This is a genomic window from Pseudomonas sp. MF6767 (genome assembly GCF_016405475.1).
Taxonomy (GTDB): domain Bacteria; phylum Pseudomonadota; class Gammaproteobacteria; order Pseudomonadales; family Pseudomonadaceae; genus Aquipseudomonas; species Aquipseudomonas paracarnis.
Genome location: NZ_JAEKCY010000014.1, coordinates 43,718 through 60,696, shown reverse-complemented (window position 1 = coordinate 60,696; position 16,979 = coordinate 43,718). Strand labels below are relative to the sequence as shown.

Annotated in this window: 15 protein-coding genes; 8 read left to right on the top strand and 7 right to left on the bottom strand. The window is 60.8% G+C overall.

Going from position 1 to position 16,979, the window contains the following annotated elements:
• The first annotated feature begins 149 nt into the window (after positions 1-149).
• Both JFT58_RS20665 and JFT58_RS20660 read left to right on the top strand, forming a co-directional pair.
• On the top strand, positions 150-1,250 hold the full coding sequence (locus JFT58_RS20665; protein WP_054898445.1) for a sugar diacid recognition domain-containing protein: 1,101 nt from the start codon (positions 150-152) through the stop codon (positions 1,248-1,250).
• A gap of 133 nt (positions 1,251-1,383) precedes the next feature.
• Complete coding sequence (locus tag JFT58_RS20660; protein WP_054898446.1) at positions 1,384-2,523, top strand: glycerate kinase; 1,140 nt, start codon at positions 1,384-1,386, stop codon at positions 2,521-2,523.
• Here JFT58_RS20660 and JFT58_RS20655 read toward each other — a convergent pair.
• The 4 genes from JFT58_RS20655 to JFT58_RS20640 all read right to left on the bottom strand — a co-directional run bounded on the left by JFT58_RS20655 (position 2,513) and on the right by JFT58_RS20640 (position 6,742).
• Complete coding sequence (locus JFT58_RS20655; RefSeq protein ID WP_054898447.1) at positions 2,513-3,625, bottom strand: class II histone deacetylase; 1,113 nt, start codon at positions 3,623-3,625, stop codon at positions 2,513-2,515. The two genes, JFT58_RS20660 and JFT58_RS20655, sit on opposite strands and share 11 nt — an antisense overlap.
• Positions 3,622-4,776 carry an MFS transporter gene (locus tag JFT58_RS20650; RefSeq protein ID WP_054898448.1) on the bottom strand — a complete coding sequence of 385 codons (1,155 nt, stop codon included), beginning with the start codon at positions 4,774-4,776 and terminating at the stop codon, positions 3,622-3,624. Before JFT58_RS20650 ends, JFT58_RS20655 begins: the two co-directional genes overlap by 4 nt.
• 22 nt (positions 4,777-4,798) lie before the next feature.
• Complete coding sequence (locus tag JFT58_RS20645; RefSeq protein WP_054898449.1) at positions 4,799-5,671, bottom strand: transporter; 873 nt, start codon at positions 5,669-5,671, stop codon at positions 4,799-4,801.
• Positions 5,672-5,770: 99 nt separating this feature from the next.
• Positions 5,771-6,742 carry a helix-turn-helix transcriptional regulator gene (locus JFT58_RS20640; RefSeq protein ID WP_054898450.1) on the bottom strand — a complete coding sequence of 324 codons (972 nt, stop codon included), beginning with the start codon at positions 6,740-6,742 and terminating at the stop codon, positions 5,771-5,773.
• Positions 6,743-6,969: 227 nt separating this feature from the next.
• On the opposite strand from JFT58_RS20640, the gene JFT58_RS20635 reads away from it, so the two are divergent.
• On the top strand, positions 6,970-7,482 hold the full coding sequence (locus JFT58_RS20635; protein WP_054898451.1) for a GNAT family N-acetyltransferase: 513 nt from the start codon (positions 6,970-6,972) through the stop codon (positions 7,480-7,482).
• Positions 7,483-7,909: 427 nt separating this feature from the next.
• Here the strand turns inward: JFT58_RS20635 and JFT58_RS20630 are convergent, their stop codons facing one another.
• Positions 7,910-8,602, bottom strand: coding sequence for an aspartate/glutamate racemase family protein (locus tag JFT58_RS20630; RefSeq protein ID WP_054896527.1), 693 nt, complete (start codon positions 8,600-8,602; stop codon positions 7,910-7,912).
• A 357-nt stretch (positions 8,603-8,959) separates the two neighbouring features.
• Between JFT58_RS20630 and JFT58_RS20625 the strand changes: the two genes are divergently transcribed.
• The 5 genes from JFT58_RS20625 to JFT58_RS20605 all read left to right on the top strand — a co-directional run bounded on the left by JFT58_RS20625 (position 8,960) and on the right by JFT58_RS20605 (position 14,869).
• The gene (locus JFT58_RS20625; RefSeq protein WP_054896526.1) at positions 8,960-11,185 is read left to right on the top strand and encodes a cytochrome P450; all 2,226 of its coding nucleotides are present in this window, start codon (positions 8,960-8,962) and stop codon (positions 11,183-11,185) included.
• Positions 11,182-11,979: a class I SAM-dependent methyltransferase gene (locus JFT58_RS20620; RefSeq protein WP_054896525.1), complete on the top strand. Its 798-nt coding sequence runs from the start codon at positions 11,182-11,184 to the stop codon at positions 11,977-11,979. Before JFT58_RS20625 ends, JFT58_RS20620 begins: the two co-directional genes overlap by 4 nt.
• Positions 11,980-12,028: 49 nt before the next feature.
• Entirely contained in the window at positions 12,029-12,598 is a 570-nt protein-coding gene (idi, locus tag JFT58_RS20615; protein ID WP_054896524.1) for an isopentenyl-diphosphate Delta-isomerase, read from the top strand.
• A gap of 126 nt (positions 12,599-12,724) precedes the next feature.
• Positions 12,725-14,083 (top strand): M10 family metallopeptidase C-terminal domain-containing protein, encoded by a 1,359-nt coding sequence (locus JFT58_RS20610; RefSeq protein ID WP_054896523.1) that lies wholly within the window; start codon positions 12,725-12,727, stop codon positions 14,081-14,083.
• Between the two features lie 114 nt (positions 14,084-14,197).
• Positions 14,198-14,869, top strand: coding sequence for a DUF3313 domain-containing protein (locus JFT58_RS20605; RefSeq protein WP_054896522.1), 672 nt, complete (start codon positions 14,198-14,200; stop codon positions 14,867-14,869).
• Between the two features lie 56 nt (positions 14,870-14,925).
• On the opposite strand, the gene JFT58_RS20600 is transcribed toward JFT58_RS20605, so the two are convergent.
• Positions 14,926-16,326 (bottom strand): DUF1254 domain-containing protein, encoded by a 1,401-nt coding sequence (locus JFT58_RS20600; RefSeq protein ID WP_054896521.1) that lies wholly within the window; start codon positions 16,324-16,326, stop codon positions 14,926-14,928.
• A 114-nt stretch (positions 16,327-16,440) separates the two neighbouring features.
• Positions 16,441-16,794: a response regulator gene (locus JFT58_RS20595; protein ID WP_054896520.1), complete on the bottom strand. Its 354-nt coding sequence runs from the start codon at positions 16,792-16,794 to the stop codon at positions 16,441-16,443.
• Positions 16,795-16,979 lie beyond the last annotated feature (185 nt).

The window sequence follows — 16,979 nt, the reverse complement described above, 5'->3', positions numbered from 1 at the left end:
CTCTTTATTATGATTTTTCGCGGTGCGAGGGTAACGTTGACCGCCCTGACAGTCTCGGTGACGTGAAGGGCAACTGTCTTTGTGCCGGCGCACAGTCAAGCCATCTTTGCGCTGTGCTGGTGAACAACCTTTTTCAGGAAATTAGCCCCATGTTCGAGCTGGATCATGCCCTGGCGCAGGAGATTGTCGATCGCACCATGGCAATCCTGCCCCATAACGTCAATGTCATGGACAGCCAGGGCTTGATCCTGGGCAGCGGCGAGCCGGAGCGTATCAATACCCGCCATGAAGGTGCCCAGCTAGTGTTGGCCAATGGGCGGGTGGTGGAAATCGACGGGCAGACCGCCAAGCATCTCAAGGGTGTGCAACCAGGAATCAATCTGCCGCTGCTGCATGATCAGCGCCTGATTGGCGTACTGGGTATCACCGGCGAGCCGGATGGGTTACGCACCTATGCCGAACTGGTGCGCATGACCGCTGAAATGCTGGTCAGCCAACGCCATCAGCAAGCCGAACAACAATGGCGGCGCCAGCGTTGCGATGATCTGCTGGCCCTGCTGTTGGCCGACAGCGGCGACTCCCCGCGCCTGGTGGACGAAGCCCAGCAACTGGGGCTCAAGCCACAACTGGCGCGCACGCCGTACCTGTTTGAACTGGGCCCGGGCCAAACGGCGGAGGCCCTGAGCGCATGGCTCGCCAGCCGCTACCCCGACAGTTGGTGCGTCAGCTCTGCGCAGTTTTCCTTGCTGTGGTGCCGACCTGCTGCGGTGCAGGTCGATAACCCCCGCTTGCTGGAAAAGCTCGACGGCCTGGGTTGGAACGTCCTGCGCGTGGCCATCGGCGGGCAAGCGGAGGGCTTGGCGGGGCTGCGCCGCTGTTACCGCCGGGTAGGGGATCTGCTTGCTTATGGCCGCGACATCCTGCCGCAATCACGCCTGTTGACCCTCAACCGTTATCGCCTGCCGGTAATGCTTTGGCGTCATCGCAACGACGACGCCCTGGACGAATTGCTCAACCCGTTGCGCAAGGTGTTGGCCAAGGACAGCAACGGGCAACTGCTCGCCACGTTGCGCAGTTGGTGCGAGCACGACGGGCAAAGCCAGGCGTGTGCCGACGCCTTGGGCATTCACCGCAACAGCCTGCGCTACCGCATGGAACGCATAGCCGAACTCAGCGGCGTAGACCCGCTGACGCTAGATGGGATGCTTGCCTTGTACCTGGGCGTACAACTGCTGCCCCACCCCCTGTAGGCGCGAGCAAGCTCGCTCCTACAGGGGGCATTGTAGAAATGAACAACAAACCCGCCCCACACTTGTGCATCGGCCCCGCGTCATTGCCCCAGCCAACTGGCAGCATGGGCGTTATAAAAACCGGAGAAAGCCCATGAAAATCGTGATCGCCCCCGACTCGTTCAAAGACAGCCTGAGTGCCGCAGGTGTCGCCCAGGCGATTGCCGAGGGGTGGGCCGAGGTCTGGCCTGATGCGCACGTGCTTCAATGCCCGATGGCCGATGGCGGTGAAGGCACGGTGGATGCGGTGCTCGCAGCATGTAAGGGGCAATTGCGCCGGCAAACGGTCCGAGGCCCGCTGGGCGACAGCGTCGAAGCGCGTTGGGGATGGTTGGCCGACAGCCATACCGCGATGATCGAGATGGCCGAGGCCAGTGGTTTGCAACTCGTCGCGCCGGGGCAGCGCGACGCCTGTTCCAGTACCACCTATGGCACCGGCGAGTTGATCCGCGCCGCGCTGGATGCCGGGGCGCAGCGCATCATCCTGGCGATTGGTGGCAGTGCTACCAACGATGGCGGCGCGGGGGCGATGCAGGCCCTTGGCGTGCAGCTATTGGATAGCGAACGCCAGCCACTGCCGGCGGGTGGGTTGGCGTTGGCTCGCCTGGCCCATATCAGCCTCGAACAACTGGACCCGCGCCTGGCACAGGTGCGTTTTGAAATCGCCGCCGACGTCAACAATCCCCTGTGCGGCCCCCACGGTGCCTCGTCGATTTTCGGCCCGCAAAAAGGCGCGAGCCCCGAGCAGGTGGCACAACTGGACGCGGCCCTTGGGCACTTCGCTGACCATTGCGCCCAGGTGCTGCCCAAGGATGTGCGCGACGAACCCGGCAGTGGTGCCGCCGGTGGACTGGGCTTTGCTGCCAAGGCGTTCCTCGCCGCCCAGTTTCGTCCAGGGGTCGAGGTGGTTGCTGAACTGGTTGGCCTGGATGAAGCGGTGCGTGGTGCCGACCTGGTGATTACCGGCGAGGGCCGCTTCGACGCCCAGACCCTGCGTGGCAAAACCCCGTTTGGCGTGGCTCGCATTGCCCAGCGACAGGGCGTGCCGGTGGTCGTCATTGCGGGGACATTGGGCGAGGGCTACGAGCAGATGTATGCCCAGGGTGTGGACGCAGCATTTGCTTTGCCATCGGGCCCGATGTCACTGGAACAGGCTTGTCACGAGGCGCCGCGCCTGTTGCGTGAGCGGGCCTCGGACGTTGCGCGGGTGTGGCGTTTGGCAGCTACTCGCTGACTCCGCGCGCCAACCGCTCCACCCACTGCGCTTGAAACCCCTGCAGCGCCGCACCGGGTTGCTGCAACTGCACAAACTCAAGCATCGGGTCTAGCACCGCTGTGCGCACGCCGCTCAATTCCTCCAGGGTCGCCAGGCCGCAGAACGGTACATAGGCTTCGCTGTAGCCGCCTTCGTGCACCAGCACCAGGCGGCCCTGACATAAACGATCGGCTGCCAGGCGCAGGGCGCGGGTCAGCAGACGGAACGATTCGCTGTGCAACAACATGCGCGCTAGCGGGTCGACGGCGTTGGCGTCATAACCGCAAGCAACGATGATCAACTCCGGCTCGAAGCGCTCCAGCGCGGGCACTACGATGCGTTCCATGGCGTGTAGATAGGTGGCGTGCCCACTGCCTGGGGGCAACGGAATATTGATGTTGGCCCCCACGCCGGCCCCGCGGCCTCGATCCTGCTCGCCGCTGTAGCCAGGCGGGTAGCAGCCGTCCTGATGCAGGGAAATCGTCAACACATCGGCCCGTTCTTCGAAGATCGACTGCGTGCCGTTGCCGTGGTGCACATCCCAGTCGATCACGGCGACTTTGCCCAGTCCGTTGCGGGCCTTGGCGGCCTCGATGGCAATGGCAATGTTGGCGAGAAAGCAAAAGCCCATGGCGCTGTCTGCCAGGCAGTGATGCCCCGGTGGCCGCGACAGCGAATAGGCATTGTGCGCCTGGCCCTTGAGCACCGCGTCCACGGCGGCCAGGGTCAGTCCGGCGGACAGTTGCGCAATCTCGTAGCTGCCCGGCCCGATCGGTGCCTGGGGGCCAAGCTCACCGCCGCCAGCATCGCTCAGGGCCTTGAAACGCTGCAGATAGGAACGGCTGTGGACGCGCAGCAGATCCTCTTCACTGGCTGGCGGCGCGCTGCGCAGTTGTAGTTGGCGGCTCAATCCGGAGACATCCAACAGGCTTTTCAAGCGGCGCTTGGTCTCCGGTGACTCGGCATGCCCGCTGCCGGCCGGCGGCTGCACCCAGCCGCCCACGGGCAGGGTCAGCGCATGGGCGCCGGCGCTGTGCCACAGGCTAATTTCGTCGAAGAAAAATGCGGTGGTTGGGTTCATACCGGTTCCAGTTCAGTGGGGGAGTGGGGACGGCTGGCGATGATCATCACCAGCGACAGCAAGGTGATAGCGGCTGCACCGAGCAGCAACAGGCTGAACCCGCCGCTGGCCTCGATCAGGCGGCCGGCGAGCGCTGGGCCGATGGCCAGGCCGCCGCCGATGACCAGGTTGGAGGCGTTCATCAGCTTGCCGCTGTGATCGAGGTCGGCCAGGCAGGCCAGGATCAGCGGCAGAATGAAGGTCCAGGTGAATTTGAACAGCAGCGCCGCCAAGGCAAATCGCAGCAATGCGGGCTGGCCAAGCAACAAGAGCACCGCTGCCGCCATCAACAGGTAGCCCAGCAGCAACAGCACTCCACGCGGCAAGCGGGCCCCGATCAGTGAAGCGCTCGCTGCCCCGGCAATGCCCATCACGGTGGCGATGGCGAGGATTTCGCCGCCGTGCTGCGCCGAAATCCCGGCACTGGCGCCCAAGGCACCGATAAAGGTCCATACGCCCCCCAGGCTGATGTAAAAGGCCAGCACCGCGCCAACCCCCAGGGCGGCTTTCCAGCGTGAACCGGGCAAGACCGGGGCGCGGTTGGCGGGCAACGCAGGGCTACCGGCGGGAAACGCCCGCGCCAATGGCAGCAGCAGAGCCATCAACCCCGCCAGGATCAAGTAGCAGGCATTCAAGCCAAATCGTTCGAACAAACCAGGCAACACCACCAGGCCGACGGCACCGACGATCAACTGCCCCATCACCCACACACCATAGACCCGGCTGGGGTTGGCGGTGGTGGCCGCACTGGCCAGGCAGAGGATCATCAACGAGCCGCCGGCCAGGGCGCTGGTAGCGCGCAACACCAGCAGTCCGGCGTAGGTGTCGGCCAGCATCGACAGCAGGTTGGCGGCCATGAACAGCAGCGCGGCGACCCGGGCGGCGGTGCGCCAGTCAACCCGCTTGAGCCACCACCAGGCGGGCAAGGTCGCCAGGCTCATGGCGCCCAGCTCCACGGAAAACAAGTCGCCAATACGCGCCGGGCTCAGTTGCCACTGGCTGGTCAACTGCGCGGCCACGGCGGGAGCGGTCATCAGGATGGTCGGGGTGATGGCGGCAAACAGCACGATCGCTGCCAGCCGTGCTGTTATCGCAGGGTTGGAAATGGGCATTTTCAAGCTCCAGGGAAAGGGGTCAGAACACATGCACCAGGCGCAACAGCGCTTCGGTGCCGGCATAGCCATTGGAAGCCGCAACGCTTTGCGAAAGGCTGACCATCAGTTGGTTCTGCCGGTCGAGCCAATGCCCGAGTTCGAAGCCGACTTGGGTGTATCGCTTGTGGGTGTCGTCGAGGCGGCGGTTGTCGAGGCGCAGGGCGCCACCGTCGGCCTGGATCAGGCGCAGTGCACCGTAAGTGGCGGCGCTGAAGTCATACGAGGCAAAAGCCTGCAGGCGATACAGCGGGGCTTGCTTGAGTTCGCTGCCAAAGTAATCGTCATTGCGGCCATAGAGCTGGGCTTCCAGGTTGGCTTCCAGTACCCAGTTTTCGCCGATGCCGTGGGTGTAGTTGTAGACAAAGGTGGCGCCCCAGCGATTGGCACCGGGAGAGACGTCCGGGTTTTGACTGTGATACTCACCCACCGGCACGGTGATCAGGCTCAACAAGCCGCTGTAAGTGCGCGAAGCCGGGTCGTTGACGAAAAACAGCGTGCCGCCCACCTGTGGATCGCCCAGGCCGCGCTCGCGGCTGCGCTGGTTGGCGCCGGGCAGGCGTGCGCTGATGTCGGCAAAGGGCAGGATGAATTGCGGCGTGCACAACGTGCCGCAGGCGTCGGTGAAATACACCTGGCGGTAAGCCACGGCGTTGACCCTGAGGTCGGCCTTGCCGGTGCTGTCGGCGGGGCCATGGAAATCGCTGGCACGGGTGGCGGGCAGGTACAGCACACCCAGGCGGGTGCCCGGTGGGGCGGCGAAAAAGTCCCGGGCGTTGAGGTCGGCAGCCTGGCTGTCGAGGCTGAACAGGCTGGCGCACAGCACTGTCAGGTTACGTAGGCGCGTTGAAGTCATGGCGAAGCGTCTCGTGTCAGAGGAGGCCGGAAAATGGGCAACAGCAGCCCGTGACCGTAAAAAACGACCGTGGCAAAACCGTGGGAGAAGCGGGCAGGGTCAGTCGGGCGGGGCGTGCACCAGGTGCGCTATGCGCGCCTTGTCCTTGACGCCGAGCTTGGCGTAGATGGCGCGGATATGGTGACGCACGGTGTTGGGTGAGAGGCCAAGGTCGCGGGCCACTTCCTTGTAGGTCTTGCCCTCGCCAAACCCTTGGGCTACGTCGTTTTCCCGTGGGCTGAGCTGGGGCAGGGCGCGGTTGAGGCGCGCGGCCAACAGCAATTGGTCGCCCACCGGTGACGCCTGGATATGGATGCGCTTGCCGTCATGCCCGCGCTCATCCAGCAGCACCGGCAGAGTGGAGCCACGCCATTGCGGCCATTCGCTGAGCAGCAGGTCGACAAAACCGCGCTCGGCGCATTGCAACACACCCCGTGGGTCGCACACCGCCAGGGCCAGATTGCGCGGGCTGGCCAGGGTTTCACGCATGGCCACCAAGGTGCGGATCTGGTTTGCCGAGACCGCCGCCACCAGATGCAGCATCAGGTTATTGAGCAACTGGCAATCCTGCGCGTTGAACGTGGGCGCAGTGGGCTGGCGGTAGAGCGTCAGGTGGTGGCTGAGGTGGGTTTGCGGGTCGATATGGATCACACACAGCAATTCACCCAGGCCGTGGCGTTGCCCCAGCCAATTCAAGGCGCTGCCGTTGGCGGGGTCGCGCATATCGATAATCACTGCCTCGCCAGGCGAGGCATGCACCCGTGCAACGGTAACGTCCAGATGGCGGATCGACTGCCAGTCCGCCAGGTAGTCGGGTGGCAACTGATAGAGGTAGCTGTTGTGCTCTTGTGGCAGACCGTTGATGACAGCCGAGCGTCCCCACCAGGCACTGTCGAAGGCCAGCAATTGGCTGACGCGTGCCAGGGCATGGCGCTGGAAGTGTTCGATGTCCTGATGTTGGGCCAGGCGTTGCAGGTCCAGGGTCAGGGTGCTGAAGGCCTGCAACAGGCCCGAGTGATCAAAACGGCTCATGGGTGTTCCTCTGTGGGACTTTTTTTGTTGTTCTCGTCACAGGGTGAAGGCCGAAGCGTCGGGTTGACGGGGCAGGGCCTGGGCAGAGTATCGGCGCTGCGCATATGGATCGCCATCGTTCAGATGCAGGATGGTGCTGGTCGGCCAGTGGGAAAACTCCCGGCTCGTCAGCCAGGCGCTTAGCCTCTACACTGGCCCGCCACTTGTCTTTCAAAGGATGAAATGCAATGCACCCACCTGAACCGTCTATCGTGATCCAGCGTTTTACCGAGGCCCACCTGGAGGGCGTCGCCGCGCTCTACAACGAACCGGCTGTTTGTCGTCAGGTGCTGCAAATGCCTTTTCAGTCTGTTGAGATGTGGCGCAAGCGCCTGGTGATGGATAACGAGCGGCGCCTGCAGCTGGTGGCGGTGAAGGGCACTGAGGTGATTGGCCAATTGGGGCTTGAGCAGTACTTGCGTGTACGCCAGAGCCACGTTGGCTCATTGGGGATGGGCGTGGCGCCCGCGTGGCAGGGCAAGGGCGTCGGTTCGCGGCTGTTGGCGGCCGCGTTGGAGGTAGCCGACAACTGGATGAACCTGCGCCGTGTGGAGCTGACTGTTTACGCGGACAACGAGCCTGCGCACAACCTGTACCGCAAGTTCGGCTTCGAAGTGGAAGGGCGGCTGCGCGATTACGCCCTGCGCGACGGTATGTTTGTCGACACCCTGAGCATGGCGCGCCTGCGCACGTCGGCTTGATCCTGTAAAACTGTGGGAGCTGGCTTGCCCCAATGCCAGTCAGTTAATACAGAATCGGTAACTGTGGCGAGGGAGCTTGCTCCCGCTGGGGCGCGAAGCGGCCCCAAAAATGGGACTGCTACGCAGTCCAGCGGGAGCAAGCTCCCTCGCCACAAGTCACTGGTTGTCTGCTCTAGCTCTTAACTGACTGGCATTAGGGCAAGCGCGCGAAGGCGGAGTGTCAGTCACTGAATCTACAACTGAACCACCGCTATCGCAGGCAAGCCAGCTCCCACACGGGTCATGCATTACCCACAGAATCAGCGTCTGGTACAGATCCCCTGTGGGAGCGGGCTTGCCCGCGAAAGCGGTCTGACCGCCCGCCAGGATGTTGGATCAGACCGAGTACATACCCGTTCAGGCAAGGACCACAAAGTTGTGTAGACACCTAAGCCTCTAAGGCAAACCCCACTGCGGCCTGCGCATGCAACGCGGTGGTGTCCAGCAGCGGCAGGGCGCTGTGTTCGGGCTGGATCAGCAAGCAGATTTCCGTACAGCCGAGGATGATCGCCTGGGCGCCTTGTGCAGCGAGTGCCTGGATCACCCGCTGATACACCTGGCGTGACGCGTCACTGATGATGCCCACGCACAGTTCTTCATAGATGATTCGGTGCACCTCCTGGCGTTCATCCGCGTCTGGCACCAGCACGGTAAGCCCCTGGGCGGCAAGGCGGGACTTGAGGAAGTCCTGCTCCATGGTGAATGCGGTACCCAGCAAGCCTACCGTCAGGGTCCCGGCCTCCAGAGCCGCCGCCGCCGTGGCATCAGCAATATGCAGGAAGGGGATCGATACCGCCGCCTCAATACGCGGTGCCACCAAGTGCATGGTGTTGGTACACAGCACCACACAATCAGCGCCCCCGGCCTGCAAGCGCCGTGCGGCATCTTCCAGGATCAGCGCGGCATCGTCCCAACGCCCGGCATGCTGAGCCTGTTCCACCGGGCCGAAATCTACGCTGTACATCAACACTTGCGCCGAGCGCAGCGGGCCAAGACGGTCGCGCACGCGCTGGTTTATAAGGCGGTAATACTCGGCGCTGGACTCCCAGCTCATGCCGCCGATAAGGCCGATGGTGCGCATAGGGTGCTCCTGAAAAAGGATGAGCCTTCACCTTATCCACTCGAGGCTGATAAGTCATACGCAGTTGCCGACCCATTCACCGGAGCAGTTCAAGAAGCGTGGGTGATCCGTCATTGTTCGGTGCTCGGCGACTCGTCCACATCTGTGAGAAATGACAGTATATTTTGCTGCAAGCCCCATATTTAATCAGCACGAACCACCGAACAGCCCCTGAGCGCTCATGATGGCGACGCTCCGTTTTCCCCTACGCCGAAAGACCGCCATTGCCGGGTGACCTTCGGATACCTCTCACATCCTGCGTTTTTGATTTCAAATAAAGTCAGCCCTACTGAAAGTTTGATTCCAGAGGAGCTTTTCATGGCACCGCAACACTGTGAAGGCGACACCGATACCCGCCACAACAGTCATTCGTCCCCGGCGCCGCTCACTATTCCCGATATCCAGCTACCTTTCGCCGTTGCACCGCCGCGTGCCGACACTGAACGGCTGCGTGCGCATGCGCTTGCTTGGGCGCAGCGATACGGTTTGATCGGCAGGCGTGGCGCGCATCGGTTGACCACCACGGCACTGCTCGACCTGGGAATAGCATTGTGCGGGCGGGCGCCCACGCACCGAGCGCAGACTCTGGTGTGCTGGTACCTGTGGGCGCTTACGCTGGATGACCGTATTGATGACGGACCCTGGGCGGAAAACGGCGCGCTGGAGCATTTCATCGCCGCCGTGCAGGCATTGACCGACAGCGGCGATGCTGTGCCGTCAGGTGAACGCGGCGGGTTCGAGGACCCGATGCTGGCTGTTCTGGTCGACGACTTGTGGCCCGAGACCCAGCGTTGGGGCAGCGGGCCTTGGCGGCAGAGGCTGGCGGGGCACTTAATCCAGCATCTGCGCGCGCAGGCGGCGCAGGTACGCATGCGAGAAACCGATACGGCGCTCGCCCTGGCTGAGTATCTGCCGTTGCGCCGGGATTCCTTCGGCGCCCTGTTCTTTTTTGATCTGATCGATGGTGCCGAAGCCCTGGACCCGCACGAGCATCCTGCGCAGGTGGAAACATGGAGCAGGTTGCGTAAGCACGCTGCCGATATCATTGCGTGGACGAACGATATCCACTCGGTTGCCAAAGATGTGGTGTGTGGCGAGCGCTTCAATCTGGTGTCAATACTCGCGCACACCGCCGGCCTGGACTGGCCTGGCGCGATAGAAGCAGCCCATCAGATGATCAACACGGCAGTTGCTCAATTCACGGCAGCCGCTACCGAGCATGCCCATTACCCGCCGTGCGCTGCGACCGATCCGGACCGGTTGCGTCAGGTTGTCCGGGCGGCGGGGGACTGGCATCGCAGCGTTTCGCGCTATCACCTACAGGCCGATGGCTGCGCGGTACAGCACAGCCGACAAGTGGACCTGGCGCTGACTCCGCCGACCCTCAAGTCCCGCCAGTTCGAAATCGACCCGTACCCCTTGTATGAGCGTTTACGCACCACACTTCCGATCGCGTACGACGAGCCCACCGATGTGTGGCTGGTCAGTCGCTATGTGGATGTCAAAGCCGCGCTGACCCACCCAGGGGCAAGCAATCGCAACTACACCTGGCAGATTGGGCCGCTGCTGGGGCACACCATTGTGACCATGGACGGCTGCGAACACGCCCAGCACCGAGCATTGCTCACCCCGTCGTTTCGCAGCAAGGCGCTGGTGGCGCTCGAAGCGTCTGTCACCGCAGTGACCGCAGACTTGCTGGCGCGTATGCAGGGCCGGCCTCAGGTCGACCTGATTGCCGATTTCACCGCTGCGCTGCCGGTGCGAGTGATGGCTCATGCATTGGGCCTCCCGGCACACACACGAGAGGAGGTGGAGCGGCTCAAGCGTTGGTGTGCCATCGGCTTCGCGTACATGGGCAACTATCGTCAGGACCCAGCACTGTTGACTGGCGGGTTATCCAACCGAGACAGTTTTTACCACTTTATCCAGCCCTACATCGACGCTCGGCGTATAGAACCCAAGGACGACTTGATTTCACAACTCCTGGCGGCACGCATTGACGACCAGCCGTTGTCCGAGTCCTTTGTACGGTCCTATTGCGCGATCCTGATGACGGCAGGCAGCGAGACCAGTCACGGCGCCCTGGCGAATCTGATTGTCAACCTGTTGAGCGAACCTGGCGTGAAAGAGGCGGTGATCGCTGATCCAGCACTGATGGACAACGCCCTCACTGAAACCCTGCGACGCAACCCGCCATTGCAACTTGTGCTGCGGGAGGCGACTGAACCGCTGCAACTGCCCTCGGGAACAATTCCGGGTGGCGCAACCCTGGCCTGCCTGATCGGTTCAGCCAACCGTGATCCGGCCCGGTTCAGCGACCCGGACACCTTCAATATGTTGCGCGCCGAACAGGCGACCAGCCATTTCGCTTTCGGAGCGGGGCGCCACTTCTGCCTGGGCTCCATGCTCGCCCGGATGGAGATCACGATCGGTGCGCGCATGCTGCTGCAGACCTTTCCCAACCTGCGCTGGGCTCCGGGGTTCAAGCCCGAAGAGCGCGGGTTTCTCAATCGCTGCCCTGATCAATTGGAGGTCGTGCTTTGACCACATCTGTTTCCACCGAGCAACCCGGCTACACCCGCAGCTATCTCGCGGACCAACACGCAGGCCAATTGGCGAGGTTGCAAACCCTGGAGCGCGCCTTTGACCCGTTAAGCCATAAGGTTTTTGAACGATTGGATCTGCCGGACGCGCCCGCCATCCTTGATCTGGGCGCCGGTGCCGGATCGCTCGCCGGCTGGTTGAGCCAGCGATATCCCGACGCAACGGTTACCGCCACGGATATCGATACCCGCTTCCTGGTCGATATCCCCGGCATCAAGGTGATGACCCACAATGTCACGACCGATGATTTTCCTGCCGCATCGTTTGACGTGGTGCACGCCCGGGCGTTGCTGTGCCACCTCACTGACCGCGAGGAGATAGTGACGCGAGCCGCCACTTGGTTACGTCCCGGAGGCTGGTTGGTGATCGAAGATGTGAGCCTGCAACCGAGCCTCAGAACGACGAACCCGTTGTTGCGCAAAGTAGCCCAGGCCGGAATCACACTGTTGGAGCAGTCCATCGGGTCTGACATGTTCTGGGCCGATCGACTGCCTGATCGGCTACGTGACCGGGGGCTTGTCAACGTGGGGCATCGCACCCTCGAAGGCCGAATCGGCGACAACAGCCCGGCAGATGCCTTCTGGGCGGCAACCACCGCGCAGGCAGGGCCTGCATTGTTGGAACTTGGGTTACTCACCCAGGCAGAGCTGGATGCCATGGTCATGCTGCGTGCCGATCCAGCGTTCACCGACGCCGCGTTGACCTTGGTCAGTGCCTGGGGACAAATTCTTTAGCTCGATACTGTGTGGCGTGCGCGCCTCATTGCACAAAAGGAGATCCAGCATGATCCACGAGGTAGTGTTAGTCGACGCACAGGATGTACAGATTGGCGTGTGCGATAAACGCGATGCTCACCTGGGAGCTGGGCAGCTTCATCGCGCTTTTTCAGTGCACTTGATTGACAGCCGTGGGCGTCATCTGCTTCAGCGTCGGGCGGCGGATAAAATGCTCTGGGCAGGTTTCTGGTCGAATGCCTGCTGCAGTCATCCGGCACCTGGAGAGACTATTCTGGATGCCGCCTCTCGTCGTCTGCGTGAAGAGCTAGGCGTCTGGGCTTCGTGTCGAGCTCTCTATTACTTTGAGTATCATGCTTTGTTTGGCTCGATCGGCGCCGAGCATGAACTCTGTCATGTGCTGGTTGCTCAATCTGACGCTGAGGTCTCGCCCGTCCCAGAGGAAGTCAGCGATATCAAGTGGCTGACCCGCGCCGAAATAACGGCCCAGCTTGCAGAGCCCCGAGCGCCATTCACGCCCTGGTTTCGGATGCAGTGGCAGCGCCTTCTATCAGAGCATCCTTCGTTCGATGCGCCCAGGGCCGAGGCCACGCTCCCACCGCTGGGTCGCGGAGCATGAGGTAGATAGGCGTCGGCTGCCAGGTGAGTTTTTGGAACTGTTTTGCGTAGGAATACCACTGATACGCAGGTCGCCGGCCTGCCGTCAGGCGAGTAGACAAATGCCAAGTTCCCATAGGACTACCTCATGAATATTGATCCGAACATTGCGTTGGCAAGAGCATGCGCCACCAGCGTTGCACACAGGACTGTCGTTGAAATTGCTCATGCTGACGACCGCGGCGATAAGATTAAACATCGCCAAGTTTCATTGTCCATGGACCAAGTATTAAAAGGGTCAAAAGGTGCAGCCGGATTTGCCGGTTCACTGGGTTCCGGGGACCCTGCGGAGGTGACGTATGAGTTCGCCAATCGTCCCGAAACGGGGGGCACGACCAGCCAGTTCACAGAAGCACAAAAAGGCGTGATCCGTGAGACCCTGAATAATTTCAGCGATACTGCAAATATTCGGTTCAAAGAGTCTGTCAATGCACAATCCCATCATATGCAGATCAAGGTTGATGGCGGTAGCTTCAAGTGGCAGGCCCCCTGGTATACGCCCGTGTCCGATGACGAGCCCGGCAAGGTGCAGGTATCGCTGAACCAGCGCCATGCCGATGAGCTGGTAAAACCCAATAGTTTTGGGCGTCACATCATTGCAAAGGCTGTGGCCTTTAAATTAGGTCTTCCTGACCCAGCGTCTGCAGTATCGAGAAGCAACTACGCGGAAAATACGTCGGCTTACACGGTAAGGAGTCCTTTTCTGGAAACCCGCTCAGACCATCGCTTTAATAAGTTCCATGGTGATAAGACTCAGTATTCAAGTGCGCTGATGATGGATGATATTGCAGTCACGCAAGATAAATTTGGTGCGAACCTCCAAACGCGGACCGGGGATACGACGTATGGCTTTAACTCCAATGCTGATCGTGACGTATTCAAACTGCAGTCGAGCGACGACTTGCCGGTGTTTTGCGTGTGGGACGCCGATGGTAATGACACCTTCGATTTCTCCGCCTTCAGGCAAGATCAGGTTCTCAACTTGAAATCGGGCAGCTTCTCTAATGTTGGGGGAGGCCTAGGCAACGTTTCGATCGCCAATGGCGTCACCATCGAACGGGCTATTGGCGGTGCGGGCAATGACATTTTAATTGGCAATGACGTCGGTAACGAACTGGAGGGCGGCGAGGGCGATGACATTCTTTATGTCAAGGCGAACTCGGGTTTTAACCGGCTGACAGGCGGGCCGGGTAAAAATACCTTCGTTATCGGCGCGAACGACTCATCTGCCAGCTTCGCAAACACCGTAATAATGGATTTCGTCAGCGGCAAGGATAAATTGGATATTTCAGCCCTGCGCGCAGCCCACCCTCGACTCACCTTCACCCACGAATATTATCGCAGCCATAATCTCACCTTTTTGCGTTTCGATTTCGATGGCGACAAAAAAGAAGACTTCATGGTGAACATATATGGGCGAATCGCGGATTCCGATTTCCGCTTCTGACCTGAATGTTTAACGCATGTACTGGCTGGCGCCGAGCGAAATCAGGTGTGCTGCCCAAGTATTGGCTATACCTATAGCTCATTCTTACGATGATGGTCGCCAGGGAGTTCACTAATGAAGCTAAGGCTAATAATCGGCACAGTGTGCGTCGCCTCGCTCGGTTTGGTTGGTTGCGCCAGCAAAGTGGTGCAACCGAATGAATATTCAGGGTTCCTTTCCAACTACAGCCAGCTCAAGGAAGCCAAGTCACCGTCGGGGGCTGAGGTGATGCGCTGGGTTGATCCACAGCTGGACCTGAGCCGCTACACCGCGGTCTACATCGAGCCTACCCAGTTTTACCCCAAGCCCCAGGCCACTTCCCGAATTCCCGAGAGCACGTTGCGGGGCATCAATGACTATTACAACCAGGCGCTCAAGCGCGAGCTGGGTCAGTCACTGCCCGTGGCCAATGCCCCAGGCCCAGGGGTAATTGTTGTGAGAGCGGCGATTACCGCCGTGAGCAGCAAGACCGAGAGTCTCAAGCCATATGAGTTTATTCCCGTCGCCCTGGTGGCTGCGGCAGTGAGCACGGGCACCGGCATTCGCGACCAGGAAACCACCCTGGGCACCGAGGCGCAGTTCATCGATGGCGCCACTCATAAAGTGCTGGCCCAAGTGGTGCGCAAAGGCACCGGCAAGCCGCTGGCTAATGACTCCCAAGTGATGAAGGCCGACGATGTAAAAAGCGTCATCGACGGTTGGGCGTCAGACCTGCACCAGTCCTACGTGAAACTGAAAAAACACTGAGTCAAAAAAAAAGCGCGGCGGGTCATCGCCCGTCGCGCTTTTTTTATTCGCCGAGCTTATTTAAGCGGCGTCAACGCTGGTAGCTTCCACTGGCCGCTGCCAACTTCAGGCTTGGGCAGGTAAATGCGCAAGACCGCGTAAAACGGGCCGGGTGGGGCCGGCAACCAGTTGCTCTGCTCAGCCTTGGGAGGTTCGTGGTGCTGCAGCGCCAGGGTCAAGCCACCATCGGCATCGAGCTTGAGGGTGGGCAGCATCTGCGAGTTGATCAGGTAGCGCTTCTTGTGATTCGGCACCAGCAATTTGGTCTTTGCGTCATACATCGTCAGCGACCAGAACGCATCAGCCGGCGGCAACTGATCCTTGGCAAAATGCACGGTGTAGCTGTGGCGTGCACCATTGGCCGGCTTGCCCTCGCTGTCAATGACGTAGCTCAAGTGCGCGGCTTCATCACTGGAGTTGCCGAACATCCCCAGCTCGGCACCGGCGTAGCGGTACAGGTAGTTGTTTTGCAGGTGATCGCGGCTGCCGTACAGGTCTGCGCCGGTTACTTGGTGGGTGTCGACCTTGGCCTTCTTGAACGCGGCGAATTCTGCGCGGCCATCGGCGATGCCGTCTTCCAGAGCCTTGCGCTGCTCGGCGGTCAACTGGTTGACTTTGAACGGCGCGCCCGGCGCAATACCGATCCTGGCAAAGCGCGCCAGCAGGTCTTTTTCATTGTCCTGGGGCGCGGCGAAGGCCAGCATGAAGTTCAGGTAGCGAAACAGCTGCGGGCCTTCGGTCATCGTCGCCATCGGCTTGGGCCATTGGATCTTCGGCACGTTGGCGGGGGCGGGTTGCTTCACATAACTGCTCAGCGCCTGCACCTTGTAGCCGCTCTGGATCTGCTTGACCTTGCTCAGGTCTTTGTCGTCAAACAGTTGAGTGCGGTAAAGGGCGTAGGCGATGTTGCTTTCGCTGTAGACCACACGGTCGATGTCCACCGGCTGCTGACCTTTCCAGTCTGGCCCGGCGATCATGTAGTGGCCGCCGTTATTGCCGGTACTGCGGGTGCCCAGGTAGGCGAAATTTTGCGTATAGAGGTCGATCAACTGCACCGAGTAATAGCGGTTGTCTTCAATCTTGGGCAGGGTCAGCACCAGCGGCTCTTTGCGCAAGTCCATCCACACGAACGAGTAGGGCGTGTCGACGTTCGGGGTGGTAACTGCGTTGTCCTTGGGGGTGAGCACCTGGGCGCTGTTTTCGATACGGTTGAACGGCGCCTTGAAGTGGGCACCGCCTTTATCAACGGCCTGGGTGTAGAGCGTCTTGTACATCTGCACCACCGGGAAGCCGTACAAGTAGGCTTCCTTGGCAATGGCCCTGGCTTCGCTGGGGCTTGCGGTGAAGTCAGCCCAGGCGCCGGAGCTCATGAGTATCGAGAGGCTCGCCAACAGCAGGCGCGTCGGTTTTCCAATCATGTTGTTGCGTCCTTCCTGAGTGCTATCTGAGAGCGTGGCGTGAAGGCGCTGAGTTTCCTGTTTTATTGGCCGGTCGTCACGTTAATCTCTGCAAAGGACCATGGGGAAGGGGCGTTAGAGCATGGATTTGACTTTGTCACGCAACTGATCGATCGAAAACGGCTTGCCAATCACCTCCATACCCTCGGGTACATCAATGTTTTCGGCATAGCCGCTGGCAAACAGGATAGGCAGGGTCGCGCGCAGTTCGCGGACTTTGTTCGCCAGTTGTTTGCCGTCCATGTCGGGCAGGCCAACGTCGGTCATCATCAGGTCGATGATCTTGTCGGTATTTTGCACTAGCGCCAGTGCTTCCCCAGCATCCGCGGCTTCGAGCACCGTGAACTCCAACTCTTCGAGGACATCGACGATCAGCATGCGCACGATGGCGTCGTCTTCGACTACAAGGATGGTGGAGGTGTGAGACATAGTGGACTTTCCTGAACAGTGAGAGCGCTGGGCTTAAAGGCAACTAGATTGTGAGTAATAACAATGCCAGCAAGTTCCGAAGCAATTGCTGGCATTGTGACCTTAGCGGCGCAAAAAGTCCCGTCCGCTTGCGTGCTGACTCACCAAGGTGCAGGCGCCATGAGCTAGACCGCATCCGCTGCCAA